The organism is Mesorhizobium amorphae CCNWGS0123, assembly GCF_001686985.1.
In the GTDB taxonomy this organism is placed as follows: Bacteria; Pseudomonadota; Alphaproteobacteria; order Rhizobiales; family Rhizobiaceae; genus Mesorhizobium; species Mesorhizobium amorphae.
This window is the reverse complement of record NZ_CP015322.1, coordinates 406627-430670: the sequence shown is the minus strand read 5'-3', so window position 1 is coordinate 430670 and position 24044 is coordinate 406627. Positions and strand designations below refer to the sequence as shown.

15 protein-coding genes and 10 pseudogenes are annotated in these 24044 nt (G+C 60.3%); 10 read left to right on the top strand and 15 right to left on the bottom strand.

Annotation, left to right across the window (positions count from 1 at the left end; translation table 11 throughout):
* Positions 1-181: 181 nt before the first annotated feature.
* Both A6B35_RS31920 and A6B35_RS31915 read left to right on the top strand, forming a co-directional pair.
* Positions 182-919: pseudogene (locus tag A6B35_RS31920) on the top strand (ABC transporter substrate-binding protein); the annotation flags it as partial.
* Positions 920-1386: 467 nt separating this feature from the next.
* Positions 1387-2793, top strand: a complete 1407-nt coding sequence (locus tag A6B35_RS31915; protein WP_006206145.1) for a M20/M25/M40 family metallo-hydrolase — start codon at positions 1387-1389, stop codon at positions 2791-2793.
* Between the two features lie 93 nt (positions 2794-2886).
* Here A6B35_RS31915 and A6B35_RS37650 read toward each other — a convergent pair whose 3' ends face one another.
* The gene (locus tag A6B35_RS37650) at positions 2887-3315 is read right to left on the bottom strand and encodes a pantoate--beta-alanine ligase (protein ID WP_425312841.1); all 429 of its coding nucleotides are present in this window, start codon (positions 3313-3315) and stop codon (positions 2887-2889) included.
* A 510-nt stretch (positions 3316-3825) separates the two neighbouring features.
* Here A6B35_RS37650 and A6B35_RS31910 point away from each other — a divergent pair.
* From A6B35_RS31910 to A6B35_RS31895, 4 genes and pseudogenes are all read left to right on the top strand, one after another.
* Complete coding sequence (locus A6B35_RS31910; RefSeq protein ID WP_006206146.1) at positions 3826-5091, top strand: Zn-dependent hydrolase; 1266 nt, start codon at positions 3826-3828, stop codon at positions 5089-5091.
* A gap of 476 nt (positions 5092-5567) precedes the next feature.
* A complete protein-coding gene (locus A6B35_RS31905; protein WP_006206147.1) occupies positions 5568-6740 on the top strand; it encodes a serine hydrolase domain-containing protein in 1173 nt (390 codons plus the stop codon).
* A gap of 804 nt (positions 6741-7544) precedes the next feature.
* Positions 7545-7742 carry a hypothetical protein gene (locus A6B35_RS31900; protein ID WP_006206148.1) on the top strand — a complete coding sequence of 66 codons (198 nt, stop codon included), beginning with the start codon at positions 7545-7547 and terminating at the stop codon, positions 7740-7742.
* Positions 7732-9223, top strand: a pseudogene (locus tag A6B35_RS31895) (recombinase family protein); the annotation flags it as partial. The gene A6B35_RS31900 and the pseudogene A6B35_RS31895, both read left to right, overlap by 11 nt.
* A 73-nt stretch (positions 9224-9296) precedes the next feature.
* On the opposite strand, the pseudogene tnpC reads toward A6B35_RS31895, so the two are convergent.
* The 3 genes and pseudogenes from tnpC to tnpA all read right to left on the bottom strand — a co-directional run bounded on the left by tnpC (position 9297) and on the right by tnpA (position 11395).
* Positions 9297-10533 (bottom strand): annotated as a pseudogene (gene tnpC, locus A6B35_RS31890) (IS66 family transposase).
* A gap of 54 nt (positions 10534-10587) precedes the next feature.
* A complete protein-coding gene (tnpB, locus tag A6B35_RS31885) occupies positions 10588-10941 on the bottom strand; it encodes an IS66 family insertion sequence element accessory protein TnpB (RefSeq protein ID WP_006200090.1) in 354 nt (117 codons plus the stop codon).
* A complete protein-coding gene (tnpA, locus tag A6B35_RS35055) occupies positions 10922-11395 on the bottom strand; it encodes an IS66-like element accessory protein TnpA (RefSeq protein WP_081482054.1) in 474 nt (157 codons plus the stop codon). The genes tnpB and tnpA overlap by 20 nt, the downstream gene beginning before the upstream one ends.
* 72 nt (positions 11396-11467) lie before the next feature.
* On the opposite strand from tnpA, the pseudogene A6B35_RS31880 reads away from it, so the two are divergent.
* Positions 11468-12052 (top strand): annotated as a pseudogene (locus A6B35_RS31880) (recombinase family protein); the annotation flags it as partial.
* A gap of 23 nt (positions 12053-12075) precedes the next feature.
* Here A6B35_RS31880 and A6B35_RS31875 read toward each other — a convergent pair.
* A pseudogene (locus tag A6B35_RS31875) lies at positions 12076-12357 on the bottom strand (integrase core domain-containing protein); the annotation flags it as partial.
* 56 nt (positions 12358-12413) lie between these two features.
* Here A6B35_RS31875 and A6B35_RS35050 point away from each other — a divergent pair.
* Positions 12414-12708: pseudogene (locus A6B35_RS35050) on the top strand (transposase); the annotation flags it as partial.
* A gap of 133 nt (positions 12709-12841) precedes the next feature.
* Here the strand turns inward: A6B35_RS35050 and istB are convergent.
* Both istB and istA read right to left on the bottom strand, forming a co-directional pair.
* Positions 12842-13654: an IS21-like element helper ATPase IstB gene (istB, locus tag A6B35_RS31870; protein ID WP_065518376.1), complete on the bottom strand. Its 813-nt coding sequence runs from the start codon at positions 13652-13654 to the stop codon at positions 12842-12844.
* Positions 13651-15165, bottom strand: a pseudogene (gene istA / locus A6B35_RS31865) (IS21 family transposase). Before istA ends, istB begins: the two are co-directional and overlap by 4 nt.
* A gap of 196 nt (positions 15166-15361) precedes the next feature.
* On the opposite strand from istA, the pseudogene A6B35_RS35980 reads away from it, so the two are divergent.
* Positions 15362-15454, top strand: a pseudogene (locus tag A6B35_RS35980) (transposase); the annotation flags it as partial.
* Between the two features lie 79 nt (positions 15455-15533).
* On the opposite strand, the gene A6B35_RS31860 reads toward A6B35_RS35980, so the two are convergent.
* From A6B35_RS31860 to A6B35_RS31835, 6 genes are all read right to left on the bottom strand, one after another.
* Positions 15534-16133 carry a UPF0149 family protein gene (locus tag A6B35_RS31860; protein ID WP_006200087.1) on the bottom strand — a complete coding sequence of 200 codons (600 nt, stop codon included), beginning with the start codon at positions 16131-16133 and terminating at the stop codon, positions 15534-15536.
* Entirely contained in the window at positions 16130-16693 is a 564-nt protein-coding gene (locus A6B35_RS31855; protein ID WP_244897204.1) for an IS66 family transposase, read from the bottom strand. Before A6B35_RS31855 ends, A6B35_RS31860 begins: the two co-directional genes overlap by 4 nt.
* A gap of 177 nt (positions 16694-16870) precedes the next feature.
* Positions 16871-17866 carry a tyrosine-type recombinase/integrase gene (locus A6B35_RS31850; protein ID WP_006205292.1) on the bottom strand — a complete coding sequence of 332 codons (996 nt, stop codon included), beginning with the start codon at positions 17864-17866 and terminating at the stop codon, positions 16871-16873.
* Positions 17856-18800: a tyrosine-type recombinase/integrase gene (locus tag A6B35_RS31845; protein WP_006205291.1), complete on the bottom strand. Its 945-nt coding sequence runs from the start codon at positions 18798-18800 to the stop codon at positions 17856-17858. The genes A6B35_RS31850 and A6B35_RS31845 overlap by 11 nt, the downstream gene beginning before the upstream one ends.
* Positions 18797-19828 carry a tyrosine-type recombinase/integrase gene (locus A6B35_RS31840; protein ID WP_244426054.1) on the bottom strand — a complete coding sequence of 344 codons (1032 nt, stop codon included), beginning with the start codon at positions 19826-19828 and terminating at the stop codon, positions 18797-18799. Before A6B35_RS31840 ends, A6B35_RS31845 begins: the two co-directional genes overlap by 4 nt.
* A 373-nt stretch (positions 19829-20201) precedes the next feature.
* Positions 20202-21131 carry an IS66 family transposase gene (locus A6B35_RS31835; RefSeq protein WP_065518375.1) on the bottom strand — a complete coding sequence of 310 codons (930 nt, stop codon included), beginning with the start codon at positions 21129-21131 and terminating at the stop codon, positions 20202-20204.
* Positions 21132-21289: 158 nt separating this feature from the next.
* On the opposite strand from A6B35_RS31835, the pseudogene A6B35_RS35045 reads away from it, so the two are divergent.
* Positions 21290-21643, top strand: a pseudogene (locus A6B35_RS35045) (transposase); the annotation flags it as partial.
* Positions 21644-21693: 50 nt separating this feature from the next.
* Here A6B35_RS35045 and A6B35_RS35040 read toward each other — a convergent pair.
* Together A6B35_RS35040 and A6B35_RS31815 are read right to left on the bottom strand one after the other, a co-directional pair.
* Positions 21694-22426 (bottom strand): annotated as a pseudogene (locus A6B35_RS35040) (transposase); the annotation flags it as partial.
* A 291-nt stretch (positions 22427-22717) separates the two neighbouring features.
* Positions 22718-24001, bottom strand: a complete 1284-nt coding sequence (locus A6B35_RS31815; protein ID WP_083209861.1) for an ATP-grasp domain-containing protein — start codon at positions 23999-24001, stop codon at positions 22718-22720.
* Positions 24002-24044: the final 43 nt, after the last annotated feature.

The following is a 24044-nucleotide window of genomic DNA, read 5'->3' as shown; positions in this document are numbered from 1 at the left end:
GCTCATTTCTCGGAGAGTCGAACTCCGATCTAACGGCAGGCCAAGCGGGGCGGCTTCATCCGAATAGGCAGCTAGAGCTTTTGCCGCTCGACAGTGCCGCACGTTCCGCCCGCTACAGGAACAAGGGCCCCATTGAGAGCGGCGGCTGGAGCATATTCATGACTTTCGAGTCCGATTACGAGCGCGGATCCGTCGCTGGGGCCAGGCGGATACCGGCGGCGGACGACTGATCATGGAGCGGGCGAGCGACATCTCAAAAATCGACGACAAAACCTTCGCGATCGCGCTCAAGGAACCCATGGGGATTCTGCTCGACATCCTGGGGAAAGCGTCGACTCCGTGCCTGTTCATGATGCGCGAGAAGGATGCGGATCGCCCCGCAACCGAGAGCGTAAATTCGAACATCGGATCAGGGCCGTTCAAGTTTAACCATGCTCTTGCCAAGCCGGGCGCGACCTTCACCTACGATCGCAATGAAGCGTATGTACCACGCCTGGAGCCAGCAGACGGATTCGCCGGCGGGAAGGTCGTGAACGTCGATCGCGTTGTCTGGGACAATATCGCCGATCAGCAGACTGCTTTCGCGGCCTTGCAGGCGGGTGAGGCCGATTTCCTCTTAGAACCATCCGCCGATCTTTACCCAGCGATCGAGGGCGATCCCAACCTTGACCTCGAGGTTCTGAACAAGGCGGGCAATGTGTATTTCATGCGCATGAACTGTCTGCAGAAGCCGTTCGACAACGTCAAGGCGCGCCAAGCGATGCTTCACCTGATAGATCAGGAGGCATTCATGCGCACCACGTTCCCTCAAGAATACATCAGCACTGTCACTTCGGTGTTCGGAAGCCATACGCCCTATTCCAACGACGAAAATACGGGGTGGTACAAGAAGGGTGGCGACCCGGAAAAGGCCAAGCAGGCATGACGGTACCCCCGTCACCGCAGCGGACTGCGTCGCCTCGATAAAGCTAGGATCGTGGCCGAGAGCCTTATGCGGGCATGCGCGTTGCGGAGGTTGCGCGTGACGCGCTGGCAGATCTGTGACCGGCGGAAGCAGCTTCGGAGCGGCGGGTTGGTGAAACCAAAAAGCATGAGGTACAGATGTGGCGCCGAGGGTATCCAGATCGCCCGGCTCGCGCTCCTGCGAGGCCGGCGACATGGTCTGCGATCCGCCTCTATCTCAATCCGATCGCAACCAAGCCGGGGGCTGGATCAGGCTGTTCCCTTTCGCCGCTGGGAGTTGTCGCTGGCATTTCGAGATGCGGCGGCCTTGGAGGCGCGCCTCGGCCGGCCCGTCGATCCACGGCGTCCGCGCGCCTTTGTTCGGCCTGCCAACCGAGAACACCCTGTATCTCCGACTTCTTCCTCTTTCTTACAGGCAAGGATATGACCTCTTCTGATCCGTTGAACGCCGTTTTCGAGCATATCGAGGCGAACCGAACCCCCTTCCTCGATCGCCTGATTGATTACGTTCGGCACCCGAGCATCAGCGCCGAGAATGTTGGCATCGCCGAAGTCGGCGCGCTGCTGGTCGAGATGCTCACCGGGATCGGGCTCGAGACCAGCCTGGTGTCGACAGAAGGACACCCGATGGTGGTCGCGCGCTGGGAGAAGGCGCCGGGCAAGCCGACCGTGCTGCTCTACGGCCATTACGACGTGCAGCCGGCTGACCCGATCGACAAATGGCTCTCGCCGCCCTTCGAGCCGACCATCCGTGACGGGCGCCTATACGCACGCGGTGTGGGAGACAACAAGGGCCAGCATTTCGCACAGATTTTGGCAATCGAGTCCCACCTCAAGGTGCATGGCGCGCTGCCCTGCAACGTCATCCTGCTGCTGGAAGGCGAAGAGGAGATCGGCAGTCCGCACATCGCCGATTTCGTCCATGCCAACATCGGTATCCTGGAAGCTGATCTTGCTGTCACCGCCGATGGTCCGCGTCATGCGAGCGGCGCACCTGTGATCAAGTTCGGATCGCGTGGCGAGGTGTCTTTTGAACTACGCTGCCGCCACGCTAACGGCGACTTGCATTCGGGTAACTTTGGCGGCGTTGTGCCCAATCCGATCTGGACGTTGGTGCATCTGCTCGGCACCATGAAAAATGCCGATGGTGAAATCACCATTGACGGTTTCGACGATGAAATCGACCCACCGTCAAAGGAGGAATTGGCCGCGGTCGAGCGTTTACCTCTCGATGTCGAGGCTGTGAAGCGTGGTCTCGATCTTGCGAGACTCGACGCGCCGGCGGAACGGCCCTTCTACGAGCGCCTGTGCTTCCGCCCGACGCTGACGATCAATGGCTTCCATGGCGGCTATGGCGGGCCTGGTAGCAAGAGCGTCCTGCCCAACGAAGCCTTCGTGAAATGCGACATACGGCTCGTGGAAGCACAGGACCCCGCGGACATCCTGCGCAAGGTGGCGGCCCATGTGGAAAAACACGCGCCCGAAGTGGAATTCATAGCGCAAGGGAGCATGTACCCCTCGAAAACACCCATGACCTCCCCTTTCACTGCACCGCTTCGCCGTGCTTTCGTCGCCGCGCAAGGGGAGGAGCCTTTGCTGGTCCCCGCAGGCTTCGGCACTCTCCCTAACTATGTATTCACCAAGATCCTCGGCATTCCTGCTTTCGACACGCCTTACGCGAACCACGACGAGGCAAACCATGCGCCGAATGAAAATCTCACACTCAGTTGCTTCTACAGCGGGATTCGCACAGGCGCTGCGTTATTGTACGAGCTTGGTTGTTTATCATTTGCTGAGCGCGATCCGGTCAAGTGCGACAGCTGCGAATAACACCATTAATCTCACCATCGCCAGACAAAGACGGGGGTCTTTAATAGTATCAGTGCCTGTCCGTCCTCAGGGAGAGACAACGAGCAACCTGATTTAAAGGAGGTTCTGGCCCCTGAGGTTTGTATTATGTAGCGGGTGGCTGCCTGGCGGAGGAACAAGCCGCAGATGATTGTTGCGGGTTTGATCCTTCTCACTCCAGAATGGTGGTTTGCTCGCGTCGGAAGTAGACACCACGATCCTGCGCCACTTCACACACCCACAGGCTGTATTGATTGGGATGTCGAGATCGCGGTCGAGCCGGCGAACAACAGCAGCTCCTGGAAATCCTTCTCGCCGAAGAAGGCCAGGCCCGGCGCCCGTCTGGGGAAACAGCTTCGGCACCGCTGTTGCCACGCTGTCGAAATGGCTTGGACGGAACGTGTTGCACAGGCCTTCGCTCATCCCGCTCACCCCAAGCCGTCCTAGCGAAACGTACGGATACATCTCAGGCAACTCCGCGGCACAGAGCATGCGAGCATCCATTGGCGCGATCTTGGCGTTGTCGTCCTGCTCAGTTCGGGGATAGGCGGCAAGTAAGCGTCCGCGCTCGGCTGCGGCAAAGCCGCAATTGGATTGCCGGACGCCGCTCGGTGAGAGACGACCTATCTAATCCGGATGCACCATTGGCCATTCTAATCGTTGAAAAGCCGTGAGAGAGAGCGTCCTGCGTCTCGAGTGGCGACTAAGCTACTTTGCTTCATACCGCCGCCAGGACAGCCAGGACAGCCATCTAAGACCAAGATATCCCTGATCTAAAAACGCAATTTGACGTTATGCGGGTCATCTTCTTATATCTGTCAGCGGTCAAGAAATGATCGATGACACGCAAGTGTGGGCTCGCCGGCCTCCCATTTCCCAGCCGTGTTAGAGTCGGCCGCGGCCTGCTTTGAAGCCTTCTTCCAGAGCTAAGGTGGAATCATGGCGACTGGGTTCCACTGACAACGCGTCCCAAGGGAAGTCGGCGTTGGTCAAATACATGCCAGGACAGTGCAAATGCCAAAGATCAACGCCGGGCGGTTGCTCTCGGATCTCAGAGGTTTCGCGCAGTTCGGCGCGTACCGGACCGGTGTCCATCGTCCAACCTATTCGAAGGAGGATATGGACAGCCGCCGCTGGCTTGCGCAGCAGTACGAAGCCGTAGGGCTTCAGGCGCATATTGACGGGGTCGGCAACGTGTTCGGCACGCCGCGGTCGGACCGGCGATCGCTGTTGATCGGGTCGCACGCAGAGTCCCAGAATTATGCCGGATGGCTGGACGGGGCGCTTGGTGTGGTCTACGGCCTTGAAATTGCCCGGACCTTGGCGGAAACGCCGGACTGCGCAGACCTTCCCATCGCGCCAGTGGCGTGGGCGGATGAAGAAGGTCACTACGTCTCGATGCTCGGAAGTCGTTCATTCGTCGGTGACATCGATGAGGCGGAGATCGATCGCGCGGTGAATGTTGATCACCGGCTGCCGCTTAGGGACGCGCTCCGTGCGGCCGGCCTAACCGGCGTTCCCCGATCTCTGGTGGAGCCGGAACGCCACGTCGGTTATCTGGAAGCACATATAGAACAGGGGGACGCGCTGGAAGCCTCGAGCAAACGGATCGGTGTTGTTACGAGCATCGTCGGGATTTGGCAGTACTCAATCGTTTTTCACGGTATCCAGAATCACGCCGGCACGACGCGCATGGCCATCCGAAGGGATGCCGGCGTCGCAGCAGCGACGCTGGCCATGGCCATTGCAAGGCACTTTCCTGAAGTGGCCGGCCCGCGTTCCGTATGGACCACAGGCCGCATTACGCTGGAGCCGGGTGCTCCCAGCATAATTCCGGGCAAGGCAGAGATGCTGTTCCAGTTTCGCGATTCAGAAATGCCGGTGCTTGAGCGCCTGGATGCTGTGCTAAGGGGGCTGGTTGAAGAGACCGCCATGAAAATGGGCTGCCGCGCCGAGATCGAGCAAACCGAGACCGGCAAACCATGCCACATGGATCCGGCCTTTCAGGACGCGATAGAGAAAGCGGCCGCGCGCCATGCTCCAAACGCCTATGTAAGGATGCCAAGTGGGGCTGGTCACGACGCCCAAGTCGTGGCGCGCAGACTGAGGTCCGCTATGCTTTTCGTGCCGAGCATCGGCGGCACCAGCCACCATTGGACCGAAAACACAGACGATGCCGACCTGGTGCTCGGCTGCCAGGTGCTGACTGATGCCGCCGAGGCGATCCTGCGAGGCGAGGGAAACACCTGGCCTCCGCAGCTAAATGACGCAAAGTCTTGAAAGCTGGCTGAATTTCGCAACTCGGTGAGCGTTACCCCTCATATGAGCTGCCTCCAAGTAATCCAAGTGAGTACCCACATGACAAGCGTGAGAGCACATTCGCCGCTTACAGCCCGGCGATACTCCGACGGAATTTCGGGCTTACGCCAATCTGAGTCCCATCTGAAAACGAGATGACCTCGATATACAGACTGAATTTGACGTAAACTCGGCGGCAATTGAGAACCAGCTGCACATTAAAGAGTCGAAAATCGCAGACAGGACGATGAGCTTTTTTGTTAAACCTCTGGGACTTAATGCAGGCGACCTCGTTCGTTGTGGTGGTCGGGCGCTATCTTTTGTTGCCGCCTTTGCTTCGTCGCCGTTCTCCAATGAGGTGCTGCATTGGCTGTCGCATCCTCGGCGGCGATTTCGGCACCTCGATTTCCAGAGGCATTCTTTTAGGACGTGGGATTCTCGCGAAGGAGTAAACATCTATGCAATCATCGATTGATGCGGTCATCGAGGGCAAACTCAAGGAGTTTTCGATTCCAGGCTCAGCAGTTGGGATCGTGCAAGATGGCAGGCTCGTTTGGGCAAAGGGTTATGGATGGGCAGATGTGACACGCAAAGTTCCGATGACGCCCAAAACCATCATGAATATCGGTTCCGTGTCGAAGACCATTACGGCAACGGCCGTGATGCAGCTTTGGGAGCGGGGGTTAGTTGACCTCGATACTGATGTCAGTAGGTATCTTCCCTATCAGGTCGTCAATCCGAAACACCCATCGGTGGCCATCACGGCACGGCGGCTCTTGAATCATCGTTCGTCAATCCGGGATGGGAAGTCTTACTGGGAGACCTACGCCTGCGGCGATCCAGCGGCTGCGCTTGGCGACTGGGTCGAGGCATACCTAAAGCCAGGAGGAGCCTATTATGACGCCAACGACAATTTCCATGAGTGGGCGCCCGGCATATTCGAACCGGATCACCCCGGCCGGAATCCTTATCTCGATCCTGGTTCATCGCTGCCGCCCGGGTATTGCAATGTTGCTTATGGCCTGCTCGGCCACCTTGTCGAGTGCGTGACTGGCACGAGCTTCACCGATTATTGCGCCGACCACATCTTCACCCCCTTGGGCATGAACAGCACTGGCTGGTATGTGCGTGATGTCGATGTTGACCGGCACGCGGTTGTCTATGGCAGGGTCACCAAAGAAATGTTGGAGAGGGGCCGGCAATCATTTTCCTCCCTGTTACCAGCTCCTGGTTTGACAATTGATGAGCTTACGCCGGGGGGCCGCATGCCGCATTGCTTCTACAGTTACCCCACCTATCCGGAGGGACTGGCGCGCACGAGCGTCGAGGAACTGGCGCTCTTTCTCGCCGCTTATGGATACCGAGGCGGAAATCAGTTGCTGAAAGAGTCGACCATCAACATGATGCTCTCTGAAGTCCATGATGGTCGCGCTCTCTGCTGGAACAAACGCATCCTCAAAAATGGTGATGTCATTTGGGGTCACGGTGGCAGCGATCCCGGTGTCAGGACCCAAATGTTCTTCCGCGAAAAGGACAGGACTGGCGCGATCGTTTACTTCAATGGAGACGACATTGGTGACAGCAGAGAGGCCGTTATCGAAAGCCTTTTCTGCAATGCGGCAACCCTTTAACCTCCGTGTCCGCTGTGACCGCGCGGTGGGGACGCACGTCATTCACGAAATACTATAAGGAACGAGGTGCTGTTCCATCGGGTATGCTTGTGCACCGGCTTGAGTGCATCGCGCACGCGGATCCTGCGATCCTGATTCGCACGAAAACCATCGCGTCGATCTTGCGATTTTGAGCATCGCGTCTGGCCGTCGGAGGAAGCGGTTTCCGAGCCAGCTATATGCCTTTTGCGGGAGCATCTCTTCACAGTGCATCGAAGGCCGTGACCTGAGACCCTAATCTCCTCCGGGTCGAGGGAAAGTCTTGGCAATCGGTGCTCCGATACCATTCTCTGGACGCCGGAAGGTAGAGTTTCCCGGCTTTCTCACGATGGCGGGCTGGCGGCGTCATCGTGATTGAGCAACGAGATCGGGGCCTTGTGCCCGATCGCCCCATGCGGGCGCACCTCGTTATACAACACGACGAGAGAACGCCCACGGGAGGAACGCAAGTTTCTTTATCCATGGCATCCCTAGGCCGGGCGTTGTGTTCACGTTCATGAGGTGATCGAGAAGGCTGACCGGGTGGTTTCCGCTGCAGTTTCTCTGGCCCCGCCTCCGATCGGTGGCTGGAGGTTCCGGCCTGGATGTTTGATCGCGCGGTCTGCGCCGCGTGGCGCATTGCCGCTGCCCCACATGTTGATCCCAGAACGCTTGGCGTCTTAGTGACACTGCTGCAGGACGCGACGGCCAATTCCCCCACCCCATCGCAATTGGAGGATTCGGGCGCAGCATCGGGTCCTTACGACGCGAATCGGGGAGAGGTCCGTGCCGCGCCAGCCCACGACATATCAGTCCGATCTGTTCTCCAACCCGCACGATCCGGAGACCGCGCAGATGCCACCATGGCAGGCGCTGCCGGAAGAGACGCGCCCGACGCTGACAAAGCTGATGGTGCGCCTGATCCTCGATCACGTCGACGGCGCGCGCGCCGTTCAACGGGAGGAAGCGAGCCATGATGCATGAGAAGATCCGGCCCCACCATCTGGAGCGCAAGGCGATCCTGTATGTGCGGCAGTCCTCGGCCCATCAGGTTCTGCACAATCGTGAGAGCAGCGCCCTGCAGTATGCGATGCGCGATCGCCTGGTGGCGCTCGGCTGGTCTTGCATCGAGACCGTCGATGACGATCTCGGCCGCTCTGCTGCTGGCGGTGTCGCGCGAGCGGGCTTCGATCGGATGGTCGCCGCAGTCTGTCTCGGCAAGGTTGGGGCGGTTGCGGCGCGGGAAGTATCGCGCTTCGCCCGCAACAGCCGTGACTGGCAGCAGCTCATCGAGATGTGCCGCGTCGTCGATACCGTGCTGGTCGATCAGGAGACGGTCTATGCGCCGCGTCAGGGTAATGACCGGCTGCTGCTGGGATTGAAGGGCAGCCTCAACGAGTGCGAACTCGATCTTCTGCGTCAGCGTTCCCTGTCGGCACGCTACGAGAAGGCCCGGCGCGGCGAGCTCATTGTCACAGCCCCGGTCGGCTTCGTGAAGGTCGGCGACCGGCTGGAGAAGGATCCCGATCGTCGCATGCAAGAGGCCATCACCCTTGTGTTTGACAGGTGGCGGAACTCGGCAGTGCCCGCCAGGCCCTGCTCTGGTTCCTCGAACATGGGCTGGATTTGCCTGCCAAGCGCAACAATGGCGATGTGGTTTGGCGCAGGCCAAGCTATGCGACCATCCACCGAATGATACCCGATCTACGGCGGCGCCTACGCCTATGGTAAGACTCGTGCTGCGTCGGGATATGATGCAACACCCATTCGCTCGCGCAGCCGCCGTAAGGCGCGTGATGAATGGCTGGCGCTGATCCCGGGTGCACACGAAGACCACGTCGACTGGGAAGGGCGGAAGCGATCCGCAAGATGGTGAGCGACAACGCGCCCACGAGCCGGCATCACGGGGCGCCCAAGCATGGCGACGCTCTGCTCGCCGGCCTTGTCCGCTGCCGGCGCTGCGGCCGCAAGCTGACGGTCCGCTACACGGGAACCAAGCACAACATTCCGCGCTATTCCTGCTGGCGTGGTCTGCTTGACAATGGCGAGCCGCGTTGCATCGCTTCGGGCTACGCGTCGACGACGCCATCGAAGAAGCTCTTCTGCGGGTTGTCGAGCCGGGAGCGATAGCCGCGGCCGTCGAGGCCGAAGCGCAAGCGGCCAGTCGCCGCGATCAGGTCCGCGATGTTCTGATGCGCGATCTCGAGGCGGCACGCTACAGCGCCGATCGGGCGTTCCGGCAATACGACGCCATCGATCCGCGGAACCGGCTGGTCGCGGCGGAACTGGAGTTGCGATGGAACCGGGCGCTTACGCGTGTCGGCGAGATCGAGAGCAGGATTGCTGCGCATGCTGCCTCGACATCGGAGCCATCACTTCTGTCGCCAATACACGTCACCGCGCTCGCCGCCAATCTCAAGGCTGTGTGGGCGGCGCCGACGACGGATGCAAGGCTCAGGAAGCGTAAGCGCTCATTTCCCCGCACGTCGACGGCCCTTGCAACAGCTGATCGCTTTCAGACGGACGCGTCCGGGCGGATCAGGCTGCAGCGGTTTTGGCGAAGTTGAAGGGCAGCAGGTCGTCGATATCAGTATCGATAGCGCGTTGAGGCAACTCGGTGAGGACGTAGCGCAGCCACGCTAACGGCTCGACGCCGCAGGCGCGGCAGGTCAACATCAGGCTGTAGATGACGGCGCTGGCCCTGGCTCCGTCGACGGTATCGCTGAACAGCCAACTTTTCCGGCCAGTGGCAAAGAGTCTGATGTCACGCTCGAGAAGATTATTGTCGATCGGCATGCTGCCGTCCTCGGTGTAACGCGTCAGATATCCCCATTGGTTCAGGGTGTAGGAGACGGCGTCGCCGAGCTTGCTGTCCGGCAAGACTTTTGGGGCGGCCCGGCTGATAATCGAGCAGCACGATCGGCTCGTCACTGTCCTGGCCGCTCCGGTAAGCCCACATATATGACGTGCTGGCGGCCTCTCTGTCCATTTCCTTCAGCACCTGGACCGTGGTCTCGTCACCATGGATGAGGGGCTGCAATCTGAGCTGCAGCTTCAGCGCGTCATAGATGCGGGAGAGATGCCTTTCGCTTGAGCCGATCACCCAGTGGCCCAGAGCGCCTCGGCTGACAGGAACGCCGGCGCGCTCGAAGGCCTGCGCCAGGCGGTAGAGCGGTGTGCCGTCGACATACTTATGAACGAGCGCGAAGGCCAGCGTCGAGGCCGTAGCGATGCTGCCCGGCAAAGGTTGCGTGGGCATCGGCGCGATCACGACCGGCGTGTTGATCCCGGTGCGGTCGCAATGACGGCAAGCATATTTGAACCGCACATTCTGCAGGACCTTCGCCTTCACCTCGATATGAAGTTGCTCGGTAACGGTCTCGCCCATGCGATGCATCTGGTGACGGCAGCAAGGACAAGCCTTCTGGGCGTCGGGAAGGTCATACTCGACACGCTCGCGCGGCAGGTTTTCCGGCAAGGCCTTGCGGCCGCGCTTCTTTCCCGTCGCCCCTTCGGTCGCCGGCAAGCCCGTGTCCGGCAGGACAACGACATCGCCATCTTCGTTGTCGGCGGCGTCCTCATCCGCGGCCTGTTCGGCTTCATTGAAGAGGCGGTCAATGTGTTTTTCACTGCGCGGCGCAAAACGATGCAGCCGTGCAAGCGCCAGCTCTTCCTCGAGTTTGACGACGCGTTCGGTGAGTTGACGGTTCTGCGCCTGCAGTGCAGCAATATGCGCCATCAACTCTTCAACAGTCGGTTCGCCGGGTCGATTCATCAGATTCTTGAATCGAAAGCATGCCGCCGCGTCAACCGCTCAATTCGAGAGCCCTCAACCGGCAACCTGATATTGCCGCACCGGATGGCGGACCATCGCATCGATATCGATGCCGTCGAGGATCCAGTGCAATTGCTCGGTCGTAAGCGTGACCACCGCTGCCTCCCGGCGCGGCCACCGGAACCTGTCCTCGGTCAGCCGCTTCAGGACCAGCACAAAGCCCGACCGATCGAAGAACAGGAGCTTCATCCGGTCGCGACGGCGATTGCAGAACGCAAAAACCGCCGGAGCAAACGGATCGAGCGCCATCGTCTCCTGGACCAGAACCGCAAGGCTGTTGATGCCGGCCCGGAAGTCGATCGGCTCGCGGTGCAGGTAGACTTTCAGGTCAGCGCCCAGTGTGAACATGACCCAGCGCTCCGATTACCGCTGCCAACGCATCCACATCACCGCATTCCAGCGTCAACTTCACACCGTTCGGCAGCGACGCGCTCACCTTGGCCGGAGAGGAAAAAGGCGCTGTCCTTTTCGATGCCGACCCACGCACCCCATCGCAAGTCCCCGGCAAATCCACCGCAGCCATGCTGCTCTGTCGCAGCAAGACCCGATCGGAAGTGCTTTCAATCTGAACCGGGATAAACGACGGTGATGAGGACGGCGGGAAGGACTGGGTCTCCGCGCGCTTCTTTATCCACTTCCGAAGAAGGTTCGCATTGACCCCATGTTCGAGCGCGAGCCTCGATACCGACACGCCAGGCTCAAGGCAGGCCGAGACAAGACGGTCCTTCGATGCCGGGTCGTATCGGCGTCGCCCGTCCCGACCGACAAGCCTCACCCGCAGTTTCTGCTCATCTTCTTCCATCACCTGGTGTCCACCTATTTCGGTGGACACCTTGCATCAGAGCACTCAACAGCAAAAGGTGCGGGGAAATTCGCGCTTGCCAAGAAGCGCATCGTTCGCACCGTCATCCGGGAGGTCGCCGATATCGATGACGAAGCGTCAGAGATCGTTCTCCTGATCCATTGGGTTGGTGGCGTCCATACTGAACTGCGCCTGCCGAAGCGTCGCCGTGGACAGCGCAACAGCACGTCCGGCGACATCATCGCGTCCGTCCGCCAACTGGTGCTCATCGCCAATGATGATCTGATTGCCAGCATCCTCAACCGCAATGGACTGGTGACCGGCCGTGGCAATCGATGGACACGCGAACGGGTCACCGCGCACAGGTCGCATCATAAGATCCCTATCTTCCGGCCAGCGGCCGACGGCAAAGAGCCATGGCTTAACCGGAACAAGGCGGTGCGCCTTCTCGGCGTTGCACCGAAGACCCTCAGGCTCGCCGCCGAGGCGGGCGAGATCGAAGGCGTTCATCCTCTGCCGGATGGTCCGTGGATCTTCAGCCGATCAACGCTTGACGAACCGGCGGCCCAGCGCATCGTTCATCGCGCGCGGCAAAACCCAAAATACCCCACGGGATCGCATCCAGATCAGCAAAACCTATTCACTTCAACGACATAGACAGATGGGTGTTATGAAACAGGATTTAAGTATCTGCGCCAATCCTCCAACTTTTCGGCGGCGTCGGCAAGGGTCAGGAACCAGTGGGCGTTCAGGCACTCCGCCCGGAAGCGGTCGTTCAAGGCTTCGATGTAGGCGTTGTCGGTGGGCTTTCCCGGCCTGCTGAAGTCGAGCGTCACGCCTTTCGCGTACGCCCATAGGTCGAGGTCGCGGGAGACGAACTCGGAGCCTTGGTCGACGTGGATCGTCTTCGGATAGCCCATCTTCGGACAGACCTGTTCCAGTGCTCTGACCACATCCTCCGCGGGACTGTCAGGAATTCCGTGTGGGGCGGGCATAATGGGTAAAAAGGATTCCCACTATGACCCGACGCAAAGAACCTGCGATACTGAATGACCTTCTCGACCAGCTCCTGGCAGGAGGCGCAGCCAGTGCTGCCTTCTTAACAGGGCGGCCTGCTGGATACGCTCAAGAAGGCGCTGACCGAGTGCGCGCTGAACGCGGAGATGGACCATCATCTGGCGAGCGGCGAAGACGCTGGCAACACGCGCAACGGCTACGGCCGCAAGACGGTGACGACCGAGACCGGCAAGCTGGAGACCGATGTTCCGCGCGACCGCCAGTCGAGTTTCGAACCGCAGCTGATCGCCAAGTACCTATAGCGCGACAATCTGGGAGAGAAGCGCGCGACAATCTGGATGAGAATCTGGTGTCGCGGCGATGGCGATAATCGCGGCATGGATTGTCGCGCGCAAGAGGTTTGTCGATTTGATTGTCGCGGCGCGTCAATCAGGAAGCGACGTTCGCGGGTGTCGCATATGACGGCGGCCTGCCTGGCCCCCGCTTTCGCTCGATGGCCTCGCGCCGCCGATAGCTCTCGACATTCAGCTCGAAGATTGTTGCATGATGGACGAGGCGATCCACCGCGGCGAGCGTCATGGCGGGATCGGGGAAGACCCTCCCCCATTCGCCGAAGGGCTGATTGGCGGTGATCAGCATGGAACGCCGCTCGTAGCGGGCGCTGATGAGTTCGAACAGCACGCTGGTTTCGGCCTGGTCCTTGGTGACATAGGCGAGGTCGTCGAGGATCAGCAGGTGAAAGCGATCGAGCCGGTTGATGGCGGCTTCGAGGCCGAGTTCGCGGCGCGCGACCTGAAGCTTCTGGACGAGATCGGTGGTGCGGGTGAACATGACCCGCCATCCGGTTTCGATAAGGGCGAGTCCGATGGCCGAGGCGAGATGGCTCTTTCCGCCGCCGGGCGGGCCGAACAGGAGCAGATTGGCGCCTTTCTCCAGCCAAGTGTCGCCGGCGGTGATGGCCATAACCTGGGCCTTGGAGATCATCGGAACGGCTTCGAACTCGAATGTGTCGAGGGTCTTGCCCGGCAGGAGGTGGGCCTCGGCGAGATGGCGTTCGATACGCCGCCGGTCGCGCTCGGCCAGTTCATGTTCAGTGATCGCAGCCAGGAAGCGAGCGGCCGGCCAACCTTCCTTGTCGGCCTGTTCGGCAAACTGCGGCCATATAAGCTTGATGGCCGGCAGGCGCAGTTCGTTGAGGAGCAAGCTCAACCTGGCGGAATCGACAGCGGGGTTCGTCTTCATGCCGCGTCTCCTGTCAGGTTGGCGCCAAGCAGGGCTTCATAGACGTTGAGCGGAGCAAGACGCACGACGACACTCGGCAGCCGGGCGGGATCCGGAGCGAACCGTCCGCGCAAAGCCCCATGTCGGGCAATCGCCGTGCCCGTAGCGAGGCGATCAATTGATCGGCCAGTTCGCTCTCGCAGCCGCGCTCATGCGCCATGGCGAGAAGCTCGACCATGGTGTGCGGCAGGCCTGCCGCTCAGGCAGTCGCTCTATGAGCATGTCGAAGGTTCGCCGGTAGGCCTCGCGAGGGAAGAGCTGGTCACGATAGATAAGGTTGAGCAGCGCCATCGGCTTACGGCGCAGCGAATGGATGACATGCCGATAATTGACGACTTGGTCGTGCTTGCCGGTTGAAGAGGCGCGCCCCGCGGCAGTGTCATGATCTGCGTGCCGCCGATGAAGATATCCAGCCGATCATCGAAGAGCCGCACTCTGAGGCGGTGGCCGATCAGGCGTGAGGGCACGGTGTAGAACACCTTGCGCAGCGTGAACCCGCCCGATGACGTGATGCGCACGGTGACCTCCTCGTAGTCGGAAGTGCGCCGGACGGGCAGTTCCTGAAGTTCGGTCCGCTCGATGTCGATGCGCTTGGAGTTGCGAGCATTCACGCGGCTGACGATCTCGTCGACAAAGCGACGGTAGGCTGCCAGGTCGTCGAAATCGCTCGATCCTCTCATCAGCAGCGCGTCATTGAGCGCTCGCTTGAGATGGCCGTGCGGCCCCTCGATAGACCCGTTCTCATGCGCGATGCTGCGATTGTTGCGGGAAGGCGTCATGCCGTAGTGGCCGCACAGTTCGTCGTAGCGGCGCGTCAGGTCCTCCCGTGCGTCCTTGTCCAGGTTGCGGAATGCCGCCGAGAGGCTGTCGCTGCGATGTTCGCGGGGAGCCCCGCCGAGCGACCACAGCGCATTCTGCAAGCCTTCCGCCAGAGCAACGAAACTCTCGCCGCCGAGCACGACATGCGCATGCTCGAAGCCCGAATAGGCGAGCCTGAAATGGTAGAGCCGGTGATCGAGCGTCTGGCCCGCGATCGTCACGCCGGCGGCGGCCATGTCGGTGAAATCCGACAATCCCATGCGTCCGGGTTCGTGGACCTGCCGGAAAATGACCTCCTGCTCCTCGCCATGGATGGCGCGCCAGGATCGAATACGGCGCTCGATCGTGCGGCGAATGCCGATGCTCAGTTCGGGATGTCGCCTGATCATCTCGTCGAAGATGGCGACCGGCCGGATGCCAGGAGCCGCCCGCAGCAGCGGCACGATCTCGGCGTCGAAAATCTCGGCGAGCGGATCGGGCCGGCGTCGTTGCCGCGGAACCTTCTTTTGTGACGGCAGTCTCGAATCCTTCTCGATGCGATAGGCCGTGGCCGTGCTGATCGACGCCTTCGCCGCCGCGACGGCCGTCGTATTGGTCTTCCGGAACTTCATGAAAAGCCTCAATTGGTGATCGGTTACGTGGCGGCCGGGCACAAAGTGATTCCTCCCCAACAGGAAAAACCACCGCATACCCGGTCGACCGTGATCACCAGACGACGCCCCGGAAAAGGAACGCGCCGCCGGCGGGTTGAAACTCCAGTCGGGCTACACCCTCCCTGCGTTCCAACCCGCCGGCATTCTCATCCTGATTGACGCTGCGCTCTCACGTTGATTGCCGCGCCGCACGCAGGATCTGATCTCAACAGTGACGGACGCCGTGCTCGACGAAGTCGCCACCTGGCAGCAAAGGCCGCTCGATCCGATTTACCCGCTGGTCTTCTTCGGCAAGCGATGCGCCAAGCCACCTTTCCCGAAATCGTCTTGATGGTTAAGTCTCTCGTTGGTCGGCGCGCCGGCGCCGATCACTCCGGGTCATAATGGGTGACGTAGTGGAGTTCGCGCAGAGCAGGGATGACCAAGGCGATGTCTTTGTAGGCCTCATGCTCGATGAAGTGCGCGGTCTCGGGCCCCGGCCTGGGCTTACCGAGAACGGGCCTGCCCTTTTTGTCGACGCAGTAGATCAGGATCGGCAGCAGCAGGCCGTGGTTGGGATTGTCGAGGTCGAGTAGCCGTTTCCATTTTTTGATGTTGAGATTCATGGCCGCGTAGAACCCCTGGCACCACGGCCGGGGGTCGATGCCGCCGCTGGGCCTGGTTGCGAATCGGGGTGCATAATCCTGCGGTCTGTCGAAGAGCGTCTCCTTGATCCGGTTGTGGATCCTGGCGAGGCTGGCAAACACGGCGTGATCGGTTGCAGACCCTTTGGCCAGGACGTCGCGCCGCAACCCCATGAGCGGGCACATCCAATCTTGCGGGTCCGCGAACCGCGGCCCGGTGACCGCCGCCGTTACGAAGCCATCCAGCGCCGACATGGTCCGCACCAGCGGGCGGGGGTTGGTCTTGACGGCCATCCAGGCCTCCAGCGCCTCGTCCGACAGCGCCATGTCATCGATCGCGCTCATGCTGCCAACGGGAGCGGCATCTCTTGGCGACGCGCCCAGTTCCATGGCATCAGCTCATCCCAGCGCGAGGCTGGCCAGTCGTTCTGGATGCGCTCGGTGACATCGGCCATGTAGGCTTCGGCATCGACGCCGCAGAGCTTGCAGGTCTCAATGATGCTGAGCACGACCGCTGACCGCTCTGCCGCGGCGAAGCTGCCCGAGAAAAGCCAGTTACGCCTGCCAACCGTAAATCCGCGAATGGCGCGCTCCGCGATCAGGTTGTCGGGCTCGAGCTGCCCATCGTAGAGGAAGCGGTTGAATGCTCGCCATCGCTTGGTGCCATAAGCGAAGGCCTTGGCGATATCGGCATGGCGCGACAAACCCTTGCCCTGGCGCATGAGCTGTCGTCGCAGCGCGAGGACCAGTGGTCGGGTCCGACTTCGTCGTGCGGCCAATCGCTCGGCGGGCGGCAGCCCCCGTATCTCTTCCTCGATCCGGTAGATCGCCTGGATACCGGCCATGGCCGTCGTGCTGAGCTCGGTCGGCTGGCCGTCGTGAACGTCGAATATCTTGCGACGCAGATGGGCTAGGCAGGCAGCTTCTCGAATGGCGCCGCCCTTGTAGAGCTGATTGTAGCCGCTGATATGTCCTCCAGAACATATTGGAGGTTATGTTGCGGCCGTCCATATGTAACGGTGGCCGGAGAAAGGTTCGTTTCCCCGGCCTGAACCGCAACATAAATTCCAACTCTGCGACGGCTACAGAGCTTTCAGGAAAGCCATCAAGGATGGCAGTGAGCGCTGAGGGACAGTGGCTTGTTGGCCAGAGATGTCGACCCGAGCAAGCGCCTTTGCCTTCATTTCCATATCGACTTCAGCATAAATATGCGTCGTGTCGAGAGACACGTGGCCAAGCCAGGCGCGGATAGTGTTGATATCGACGCCAGCGCGAAGCAGGTGGACTGCCGTTGTATGCCGAATGGTGTGGGGACTGACACGCTTCGTTTCGATCGACGGCACTGTTCTGCTCGCCAGTTCGGCGTAGTGGGTCACAAGCCTGTGGATCCCGAACCGCGTCAATGGCAAGTTGACCCGATTCAAAAACACCGGGTCACGTTTGCCACGCCCCTCGACGAGCCTCGACAATGTCGTTGCAGTGGCTGGCCACAATGGACATGATCGGAACTTGTTTCCCTTGCCGTGTAGTCGCACCGACGCTTGCCGGCCCAGCTGTAGATTGTCGACGATCAAGTTCGCCGCTTCATCGGCACGGGCACCGCTGTTGTACAAGAACAGAAGCAAAGCATAATCGCGATTGCCGAGAGGCGTACGACGGTCCGGTTGTGCCAAGAGCGCGTCCATCTCCGGCTTCTCGAGATATCCGATCACGGCCTTGGCGGTCTTCTTGAACGGCATCGCTCGTACTTCGCCGGACCACGCGATGTGGACCGGAGAGTGCATGCCTATGAACCTTGCCAATGAGCGTATGGTCGCCAGCCTCTGGTTTCGGGTGACTCCGCTGCACTTTCGATCGCGTTCCAGGTGATCAAGGAACTGACGGATGATTGACGGTGTCAAATCCTCGACTACCATTCGATCGATGGCGCGCGCCGCGTGATTGCTGGCGAACGGAAGCAAGAGCATCAGGGTGTCGCGGTAGCTGGCCTGAGTGTTTCGGGACAGATTCCGCTCCGCCACCAGATGTTCGAGGAGGAACCGCCGCACCCATGGTCCGAGGAGCATCTCATTCTTCATGGCTGCCCTCCATCGCATATTCGGCGAAGCGTTGGCTGGCCGCCTCCAGGAGTTCCGGCGTCATCTGCAGATAGCGTTGCGTCGATTGGATGTCGATGTGACCAAGGAAGGTTGCGAGTTGGGGGAGCAATCGCTGGACGTCCTGGCCGGATTGATACCATGCGACGACACGGTGGACGGCTGCGGTGTGGCGAAGATCATGGAGACGTGGTGGACGCGGTTCGCCGATCGGGCGTTCGATACCGGCGTCGCGGCGGACATGCTGGAACATCGTGATGACAGTCGGATAAGTCCATCCTCGAATGCCGCGCGACGCGAACAGCGGCGCCGCATTCCCCTGCGGCATTGGTAGCATACCACGACGTTCGAGATGCGCGGCCAGCTCTCCAGACAGCTTCGGTCCAATCGGAACCATGCGAGTCTTGTAGAATTTGGTGCAGTGGATGGTGATGACCTTTTCGACGAGATCGACATCCTGAAAGGTCAAGCGCAGGGCCTCGCCGATCCGCATGCCGGTCCCGTAGAGGAGTAAGATCATCGTACGATACATCGCGGGTACATGCTGGCTGTAGCCCGTTCGCAAAGTCGACGTTGCTTCCAAAAGTCGGCGCAGTTCGTCGGTCGAATATACGTATGGCGTTTGCGCCGGCGGCAGGTTCGGCAGAACTGTCGGCAGAGCCGAGCGATCGGCATATCCACGACTTATTGCAAACCTAAACAGGCCGCTCAGCACGCTGTGCTTGAGTACCCACGTCGCTGTCGGAGCCTTGTCTCCATTGAGGAAATCAATGACCGATTCCGGGGTCACCTCGTCGATCTGTCGATCGCCGACTGCTCGCCCGAAGTGGTGGAGCTTGCGTTCGGCAGACTCGAAGCGCATGCCCAGTGACCGTTGCCGGGCCACGTAGAGATCGATGACGTCGCTCAGCTTCATAGGACGTCTCCCAAATCGAAGGCTCCGACTTCACGAAGAGCTGCCATGTTCACCTTGGCGTAGACACTTGTTGCCGCGGTGCTGCGGTGTCCAAGATGGTCGCCGATCTCCTTGATGGTCAGTCCCTCGGCGAGCAAGCGAACTGCACAGGCATGGCGCAAGGCATGCGCGCCGGGATGCGCAGCTCGAATCCCGAGCGCAACAAATCGCCGATTGGCGATGCTATAAATGCTGGTCACGTTCAAGGGGCGTCGAGGCGCCTGCATCCGGAGGAAAACTTCTCGGCACGACGACTGCGGGCGGACTGTATCCACGTAGCGCGCCAATGCTTCCGCAACGGAAGGCACCAGCGGATAGATCTGGGCTTCTCGTCGCTTTAGGCGGAAAAGCCGAAGTGTTCGCCCCGCCCAGTCGATCTGGTCGAGCCGCAGTGCGGCGACTTCGCCGCGGCGCATGCCATAAACAGCCAGCAGCAGTAGGATCGCGCGGTCTCGGATGTCGCGGGGCCGGTCCGTATCGACGTCGGCCAACATCTTCTGGACGTCGGACCAATCCGGGGCATATGGCAGAGACTCATGCTGATACAGCCGAGGTCGCGATATTGACGCCGCCAAGCGGTCTGAGCACCACGCCTCTTTTGCTGCGTATCGCAGAAAATCCCGCAAGGCTGAAGTGGCGTGTGCAATAGAGAGGCGACCCCATCGTCCGGCTCCTTGGGTCGCGATATAATTGTCAATGTCTTCTGCCTTCAAATCTTCAAGATGGCGGTTCGACCGTTCGCACCACAGCAAGAACCTGCCGGCCATCCTCCCCCATTGCTCCACCGTCGACGGTGTCAAACCGCGTTCGTCGCGCATCCAGACAACGTATTGGTCGAGTTGCCCTTGGTACGACAATATGACGGTGGGCTCGCGCCACCAGCCTAGGAACTTCAGCCAGGGTCGCCCGATATCGATAACTCGACGCGCGGCGGTAGCCGCACCGCGAAGATTCTGCCGAGCTTGCGCGATCGGCAACAACTCCGCCATGCCAACTCCCTCCGCGGCGTCCGGGCGGAGATGTCGCGCGATCCATAGGAGTTCGCTGCGTTTGACCCTCAGAACTTCGGGTCTCGCTCCGAGTGTGGCGCAATGATGCAAATAGCGGTTCCGCTCGTCAGCGAAGGGCACTTCGGGAAATAGGGCATCAGCGGCTTGGTCAGAAAAGCAAGAGCGATCCATGTCGAACCTCCAAATGAGAAAAGGTCCGCCAGCTGAGCTCGCGATTTATGTTGCGTCAAATCGGGCCCAAACACTCAGTTGACAATGGGTAAAGGCCAGCATGGCCACATATGGACGGCCGCAACATAGCCGCTGAAACCGTCGGCCTGGAGCGTGCCGGCAAATCCGGCGAGCTCGCTCATCACGCTCTCGCCGGCGCGGCCCATGGTGGCGCGATACCAGCGATCGGCTGCTCTTTCGAGCTCGAGTTGCGGTCGTCGGCGACGTAAACCCAGAGCGCGCCCTTGTGCGTCTTGCCGGTGCTGGGCGCCAGGATCGGAAGTCGCGTGTCGTCGGTGTGAATCTTGCTGCGGGTACGGCCGATCTCACGGATGCGGTTGTAGATCGGATCGAGCAAGGCGGCGGCGTAGCCGGCGCTGCGCGCAAGCGTGGATCGCTCGATATCGACGCCCTTGGCGGCCATCATCTGGGCCTGACGGTAGAAGGGCAGATGATAACCCCACTTGGCCATCATGATATGGGCGAGCGCGGCATAGCTGAGCTTGCCGCGTGCAATGGCCTTGGCTGGTGCCGGCGCCTGGATGATTTTATCGCAGGTCCGGCAGCTGTACTTGGGTCGAACGGTCTCCATCACCTGCCAGGCCTGGGCGACCAGATCGAGCATCTCCTCGCTATCTTCGCCCATGGCGCGCAGATCGCCGCCGCAGCCCGGGCAGCATGCGCAAGAGGGCTCGCGAACGACCCGCTTGCGCGGCAGGTTGGGGTTGAGCTTGCGCACCGGCAACACCCGGACCTTGTCGGTGTCAGCGACGATGGGCAGCTCGGTATCGGGCACGCTGGCGGCGAAATCGGACTCGAGATCTTCGAGTTCGAGCCGCATCTGGCCCAGCTTCTCGGAGGAGCGGCCGAAGGCTTTGCGGTTGAAGCGATCCCGCTCGACCTCGGGCAGATCGCTCACGTCGATCCGCGCGAAAGTTGCCATCGCCTGATCGGCCTCGAGCTCGCCGCCGGCCATCTGCTTGCGCCAGGCATAGAGCTGTGACGGAGCTACGCCGAACGCCTCCGCGACCTCGGTCACCGACGACCCCGCCGCGCTCGCCAGATCGACCAACGCGCGCTTCTCAGTGCAACTCCACAGCCTTCGTTGCCCGCACGCGCCCGCGCACCGTTGCAAGATCTTCGGCCGCCGCCGGCGCCGCTTAATTCGGTGACCGTATCGCCCCTTGCATGTTCCAATGTCATGGCTCGAAAGCTCCATATTGATCGGTCGCCGAAAAGGCGCTGGCGGCGTTCGAGGCCGGCCCTTGGGGCCAGCGCTATGCCGCCATCGGCCAGAGCTGGCGGCGCGCATGGGGCGAGGTCATTCCATTCTTCGCGTTCCCTGACGACGTCAGTCGGATCATTTACACCACGAACTCAATAGAGGCGTTGAACTCGAAGCTCAGGCGGGCTGTCAGGGCCAGGGGCCACTTCCCAAGCGACGATGCGGCAACCAAGTTGCTCTATCTGATCTTGAACCGATCCGAGAAAGAGTGGAACATGCCGCTACGTGAGTGGACCATGGCCAAGGCTCAGTTCGCCGTCATCTTCGGCGAGCGCTTCATCAAGGCCATGGCGGCGTAAATGTTCAACCGCCCGCCCGCACACGGAATTCCTGACAGTCCCATCCTCCGCCGATAGCTGAACCGCGGGTCGAGCACAGGCACATAGCGGGTGAACGTGTCGACGACCGTCAGCACACAGATCTACTTGCCCGTCGCGAGCTGATCGTGGACGAAGTCCATCGCCCAGACCTCGTTCGGCCCGAGGGCTTCCTCCCGGCCTTCCCGCAGCTTCGCCTTCACACGCCGCTTCGGCGTCTTGTTCCTGAGCTGCAGGCCCAAGTCCCTGTAAATTCGGTAGGTTCGCTTCATGTTGATGTCGCAGCCCTCGCGTGAGCATTACGTGCACGCGCGGTATCCGTAGCTGACCCGTGTGGCGCAGATGTCCTTGATCCGAGCTTCGATGCCGGCCTGGTCGCGGCGGCGGGACTTGTAGTGATAGGTCGACGTGTCGAACTCCAGAACCCGGCATGCCCGCCGGATCGACACGTTCCACTCATGACACGTCTGCGCCACCAGCTCGCGTTTGCGACCAGGCCTCACAGTTTTCGGCGAATGACGTCCTGCAGCATCTCCTTGTCCAAGGAGAGATCGGCCACCAGCTTCCTGAGCTTGCCGTTCTCGTCCACAAGCTGCTTCAGCCGCTTCATCTTGGTCGGCAGCAGCCGTCGTATTTCTTCTTCCAGTTGAAGTAGGTCGCCTGGCTGATCCCCGCCCGACGGCAGATCTCCGCGACCGGAATCCCCTCCGCGCCCTGCTTCAGGATGAACGCCTTCTGCGCGTCCGAAAACTTCGATGCCTTCATCGTCTTCCGCTCCTCCCAGCCAAGGGATGTTACCGCGGAACACTCCACTTTCGAATGATCCAGTTTTCAGGGATCAGAGCAATGGCAATGTCGTAGCGCTGCAGCGCGTGCGAGGCGAAAAGATCGAGTATGCTGGCTTGGGCGGTTCTTGCCGCATTGTCGGCTCCAGCGGTGAGGGGTTAGGAACCAGTGGCATGATCCAAGATACCTGAAATCGCCGGACCTTGCTCGCACAAACGTAATATTTATCAAATTAAATCAAATGCTTGCCATTTATGGCTGGAAACTAGACTAAAGATCTACGCCCTGGCCCACACGCGACGAGTTCAAATCGAATTGTTCCTGTTCGCCAAGGGTCGGAAATGGTGTGATCGACCAATCTATTAAGTCGACGGCACGCTGAAGTATCGCCGCCGTCTGAGCATGGCTGGGTGAAGCGGCCACGACATATGCGATCTTGTCGCGGTAATCGCCTTTTCTGACGATCGGCGTCTTCGGTTCAACAAAGAGTTTCACCTCGGCCACACCTGATACAGCAGCCGCCCGACCGTCCCCACTGATCCAATCGAGGATGCCATCGCGATCAGGAAGTAGGCTCCGCACGGCCGCGGTGTGCGAACGCCGTTTGTGCAAATACCACTCGCCGCCGATGACAAGCTTGATGTGCTCGGTGATGAGATCGATACCGTAAGCCAGCTGAACCAGTTGGGAATGAGGCGCGCTGGCAAGACGCGGATTGACTTCAATCACGACTGGGCCAAGCCTCGTCCACCGGAGTTCAATGTTCGTTGGCCCCCAGCCAAGATCGAGAGCTCGCAAACAGCTCAGAGAAACATCGGCGATACGCTTATGCTCTTCATCAGTCAGCACGGCCGGAAAAATAGTCTCACGACACACGAAATACGGTGGGCGGCCGAAGTCACAGGTACCAATCCCAACGACCTCATCTCCCATTGTATAAGTGAGATAAAGGGGGCCTTGCGCGAATTCTTCAACCAGTATCCTTGGCGACGACCGCCATATGTGCTTCCCGCCCAACAGATAGGTCGTATGTTCGGCCACCTCATCGGCGCTGCGGCATAATCGGACACCGCAGCTTCCTGCGCCCACGGCTGGCTTAAGAATCAATGGAAATCCGATCTCCGTAGCAGCATTTTTTACGTCCGTCGCATTTGTTGCCAAGCGATAAGCAGGTATTGGAATGTCGGCGTCCGCGAGGAGCTGACGTTGAGCAAATTTGTCGAAGCATCGTTCGATCGATCCCGGATTCGGTCCCGGTAGATCGAAATACTGACAGAGCTTGCCAACCGTCGCATAGACCCCCCCCCCCTCCTTGGCGCATACAATGCCAGCAATTTCATTGGTGGCACGCAACCGGGAACATTCGTGGACCAGAGCATCGAGATTTCCTGTATCAACATGGATTGTCTCACATCCCGCCGAAAGAAAGTCGCGCTGATCTTGGTTGGCCGACAGGTTAATTGGATGAAGACCAAGACGCTGGGCCGCTTGGACGTATAGCAGACCACAACCCAATGCGCCGCCTTCGATCAGGATGAGTGCCCTTCTTGCCATTGACTGTGACTCCTATGTTTGCTTGCCGTGCGGCGGCCTGTGC

Bases quoted from the DNA above. Each gene is read 5' to 3' on its own strand.
- A6B35_RS31915 (WP_006206145.1), top strand. From the start codon at position 1,387: ATGACCTCTTCTGATCCGTTGAACGCCGTTTTCGAGCATATCGAGGCG.
- A6B35_RS37650 (WP_425312841.1), bottom strand. From the start codon at position 3,315: ATGGATGCTCGCATGCTCTGTGCCGCGGAGTTGCCTGAGATGTATCCG.
- A6B35_RS31910 (WP_006206146.1), top strand. From the start codon at position 3,826: ATGCCAAAGATCAACGCCGGGCGGTTGCTCTCGGATCTCAGAGGTTTC.
- A6B35_RS31905 (WP_006206147.1), top strand. From the start codon at position 5,568: ATGCAATCATCGATTGATGCGGTCATCGAGGGCAAACTCAAGGAGTTT.
- tnpB (WP_006200090.1), bottom strand. From the start codon at position 10,941: ATGTTCACACTGGGCGCTGACCTGAAAGTCTACCTGCACCGCGAGCCG.
- tnpA (WP_081482054.1), bottom strand. From the start codon at position 11,395: ATGGAAGAAGATGAGCAGAAACTGCGGGTGAGGCTTGTCGGTCGGGAC.
- istB (WP_065518376.1), bottom strand. From the start codon at position 13,654: ATGAAGACGAACCCCGCTGTCGATTCCGCCAGGTTGAGCTTGCTCCTC.
- A6B35_RS31860 (WP_006200087.1), bottom strand. From the start codon at position 16,133: ATGAGCGCGATCGATGACATGGCGCTGTCGGACGAGGCGCTGGAGGCC.
- A6B35_RS31850 (WP_006205292.1), bottom strand. From the start codon at position 17,866: ATGAAGAATGAGATGCTCCTCGGACCATGGGTGCGGCGGTTCCTCCTC.
- A6B35_RS31845 (WP_006205291.1), bottom strand. From the start codon at position 18,800: ATGAAGCTGAGCGACGTCATCGATCTCTACGTGGCCCGGCAACGGTCA.
- A6B35_RS31840 (WP_244426054.1), bottom strand. From the start codon at position 19,828: ATGGCGGAGTTGTTGCCGATCGCGCAAGCTCGGCAGAATCTTCGCGGT.
- A6B35_RS31815 (WP_083209861.1), bottom strand. From the start codon at position 24,001: ATGGCAAGAAGGGCACTCATCCTGATCGAAGGCGGCGCATTGGGTTGT.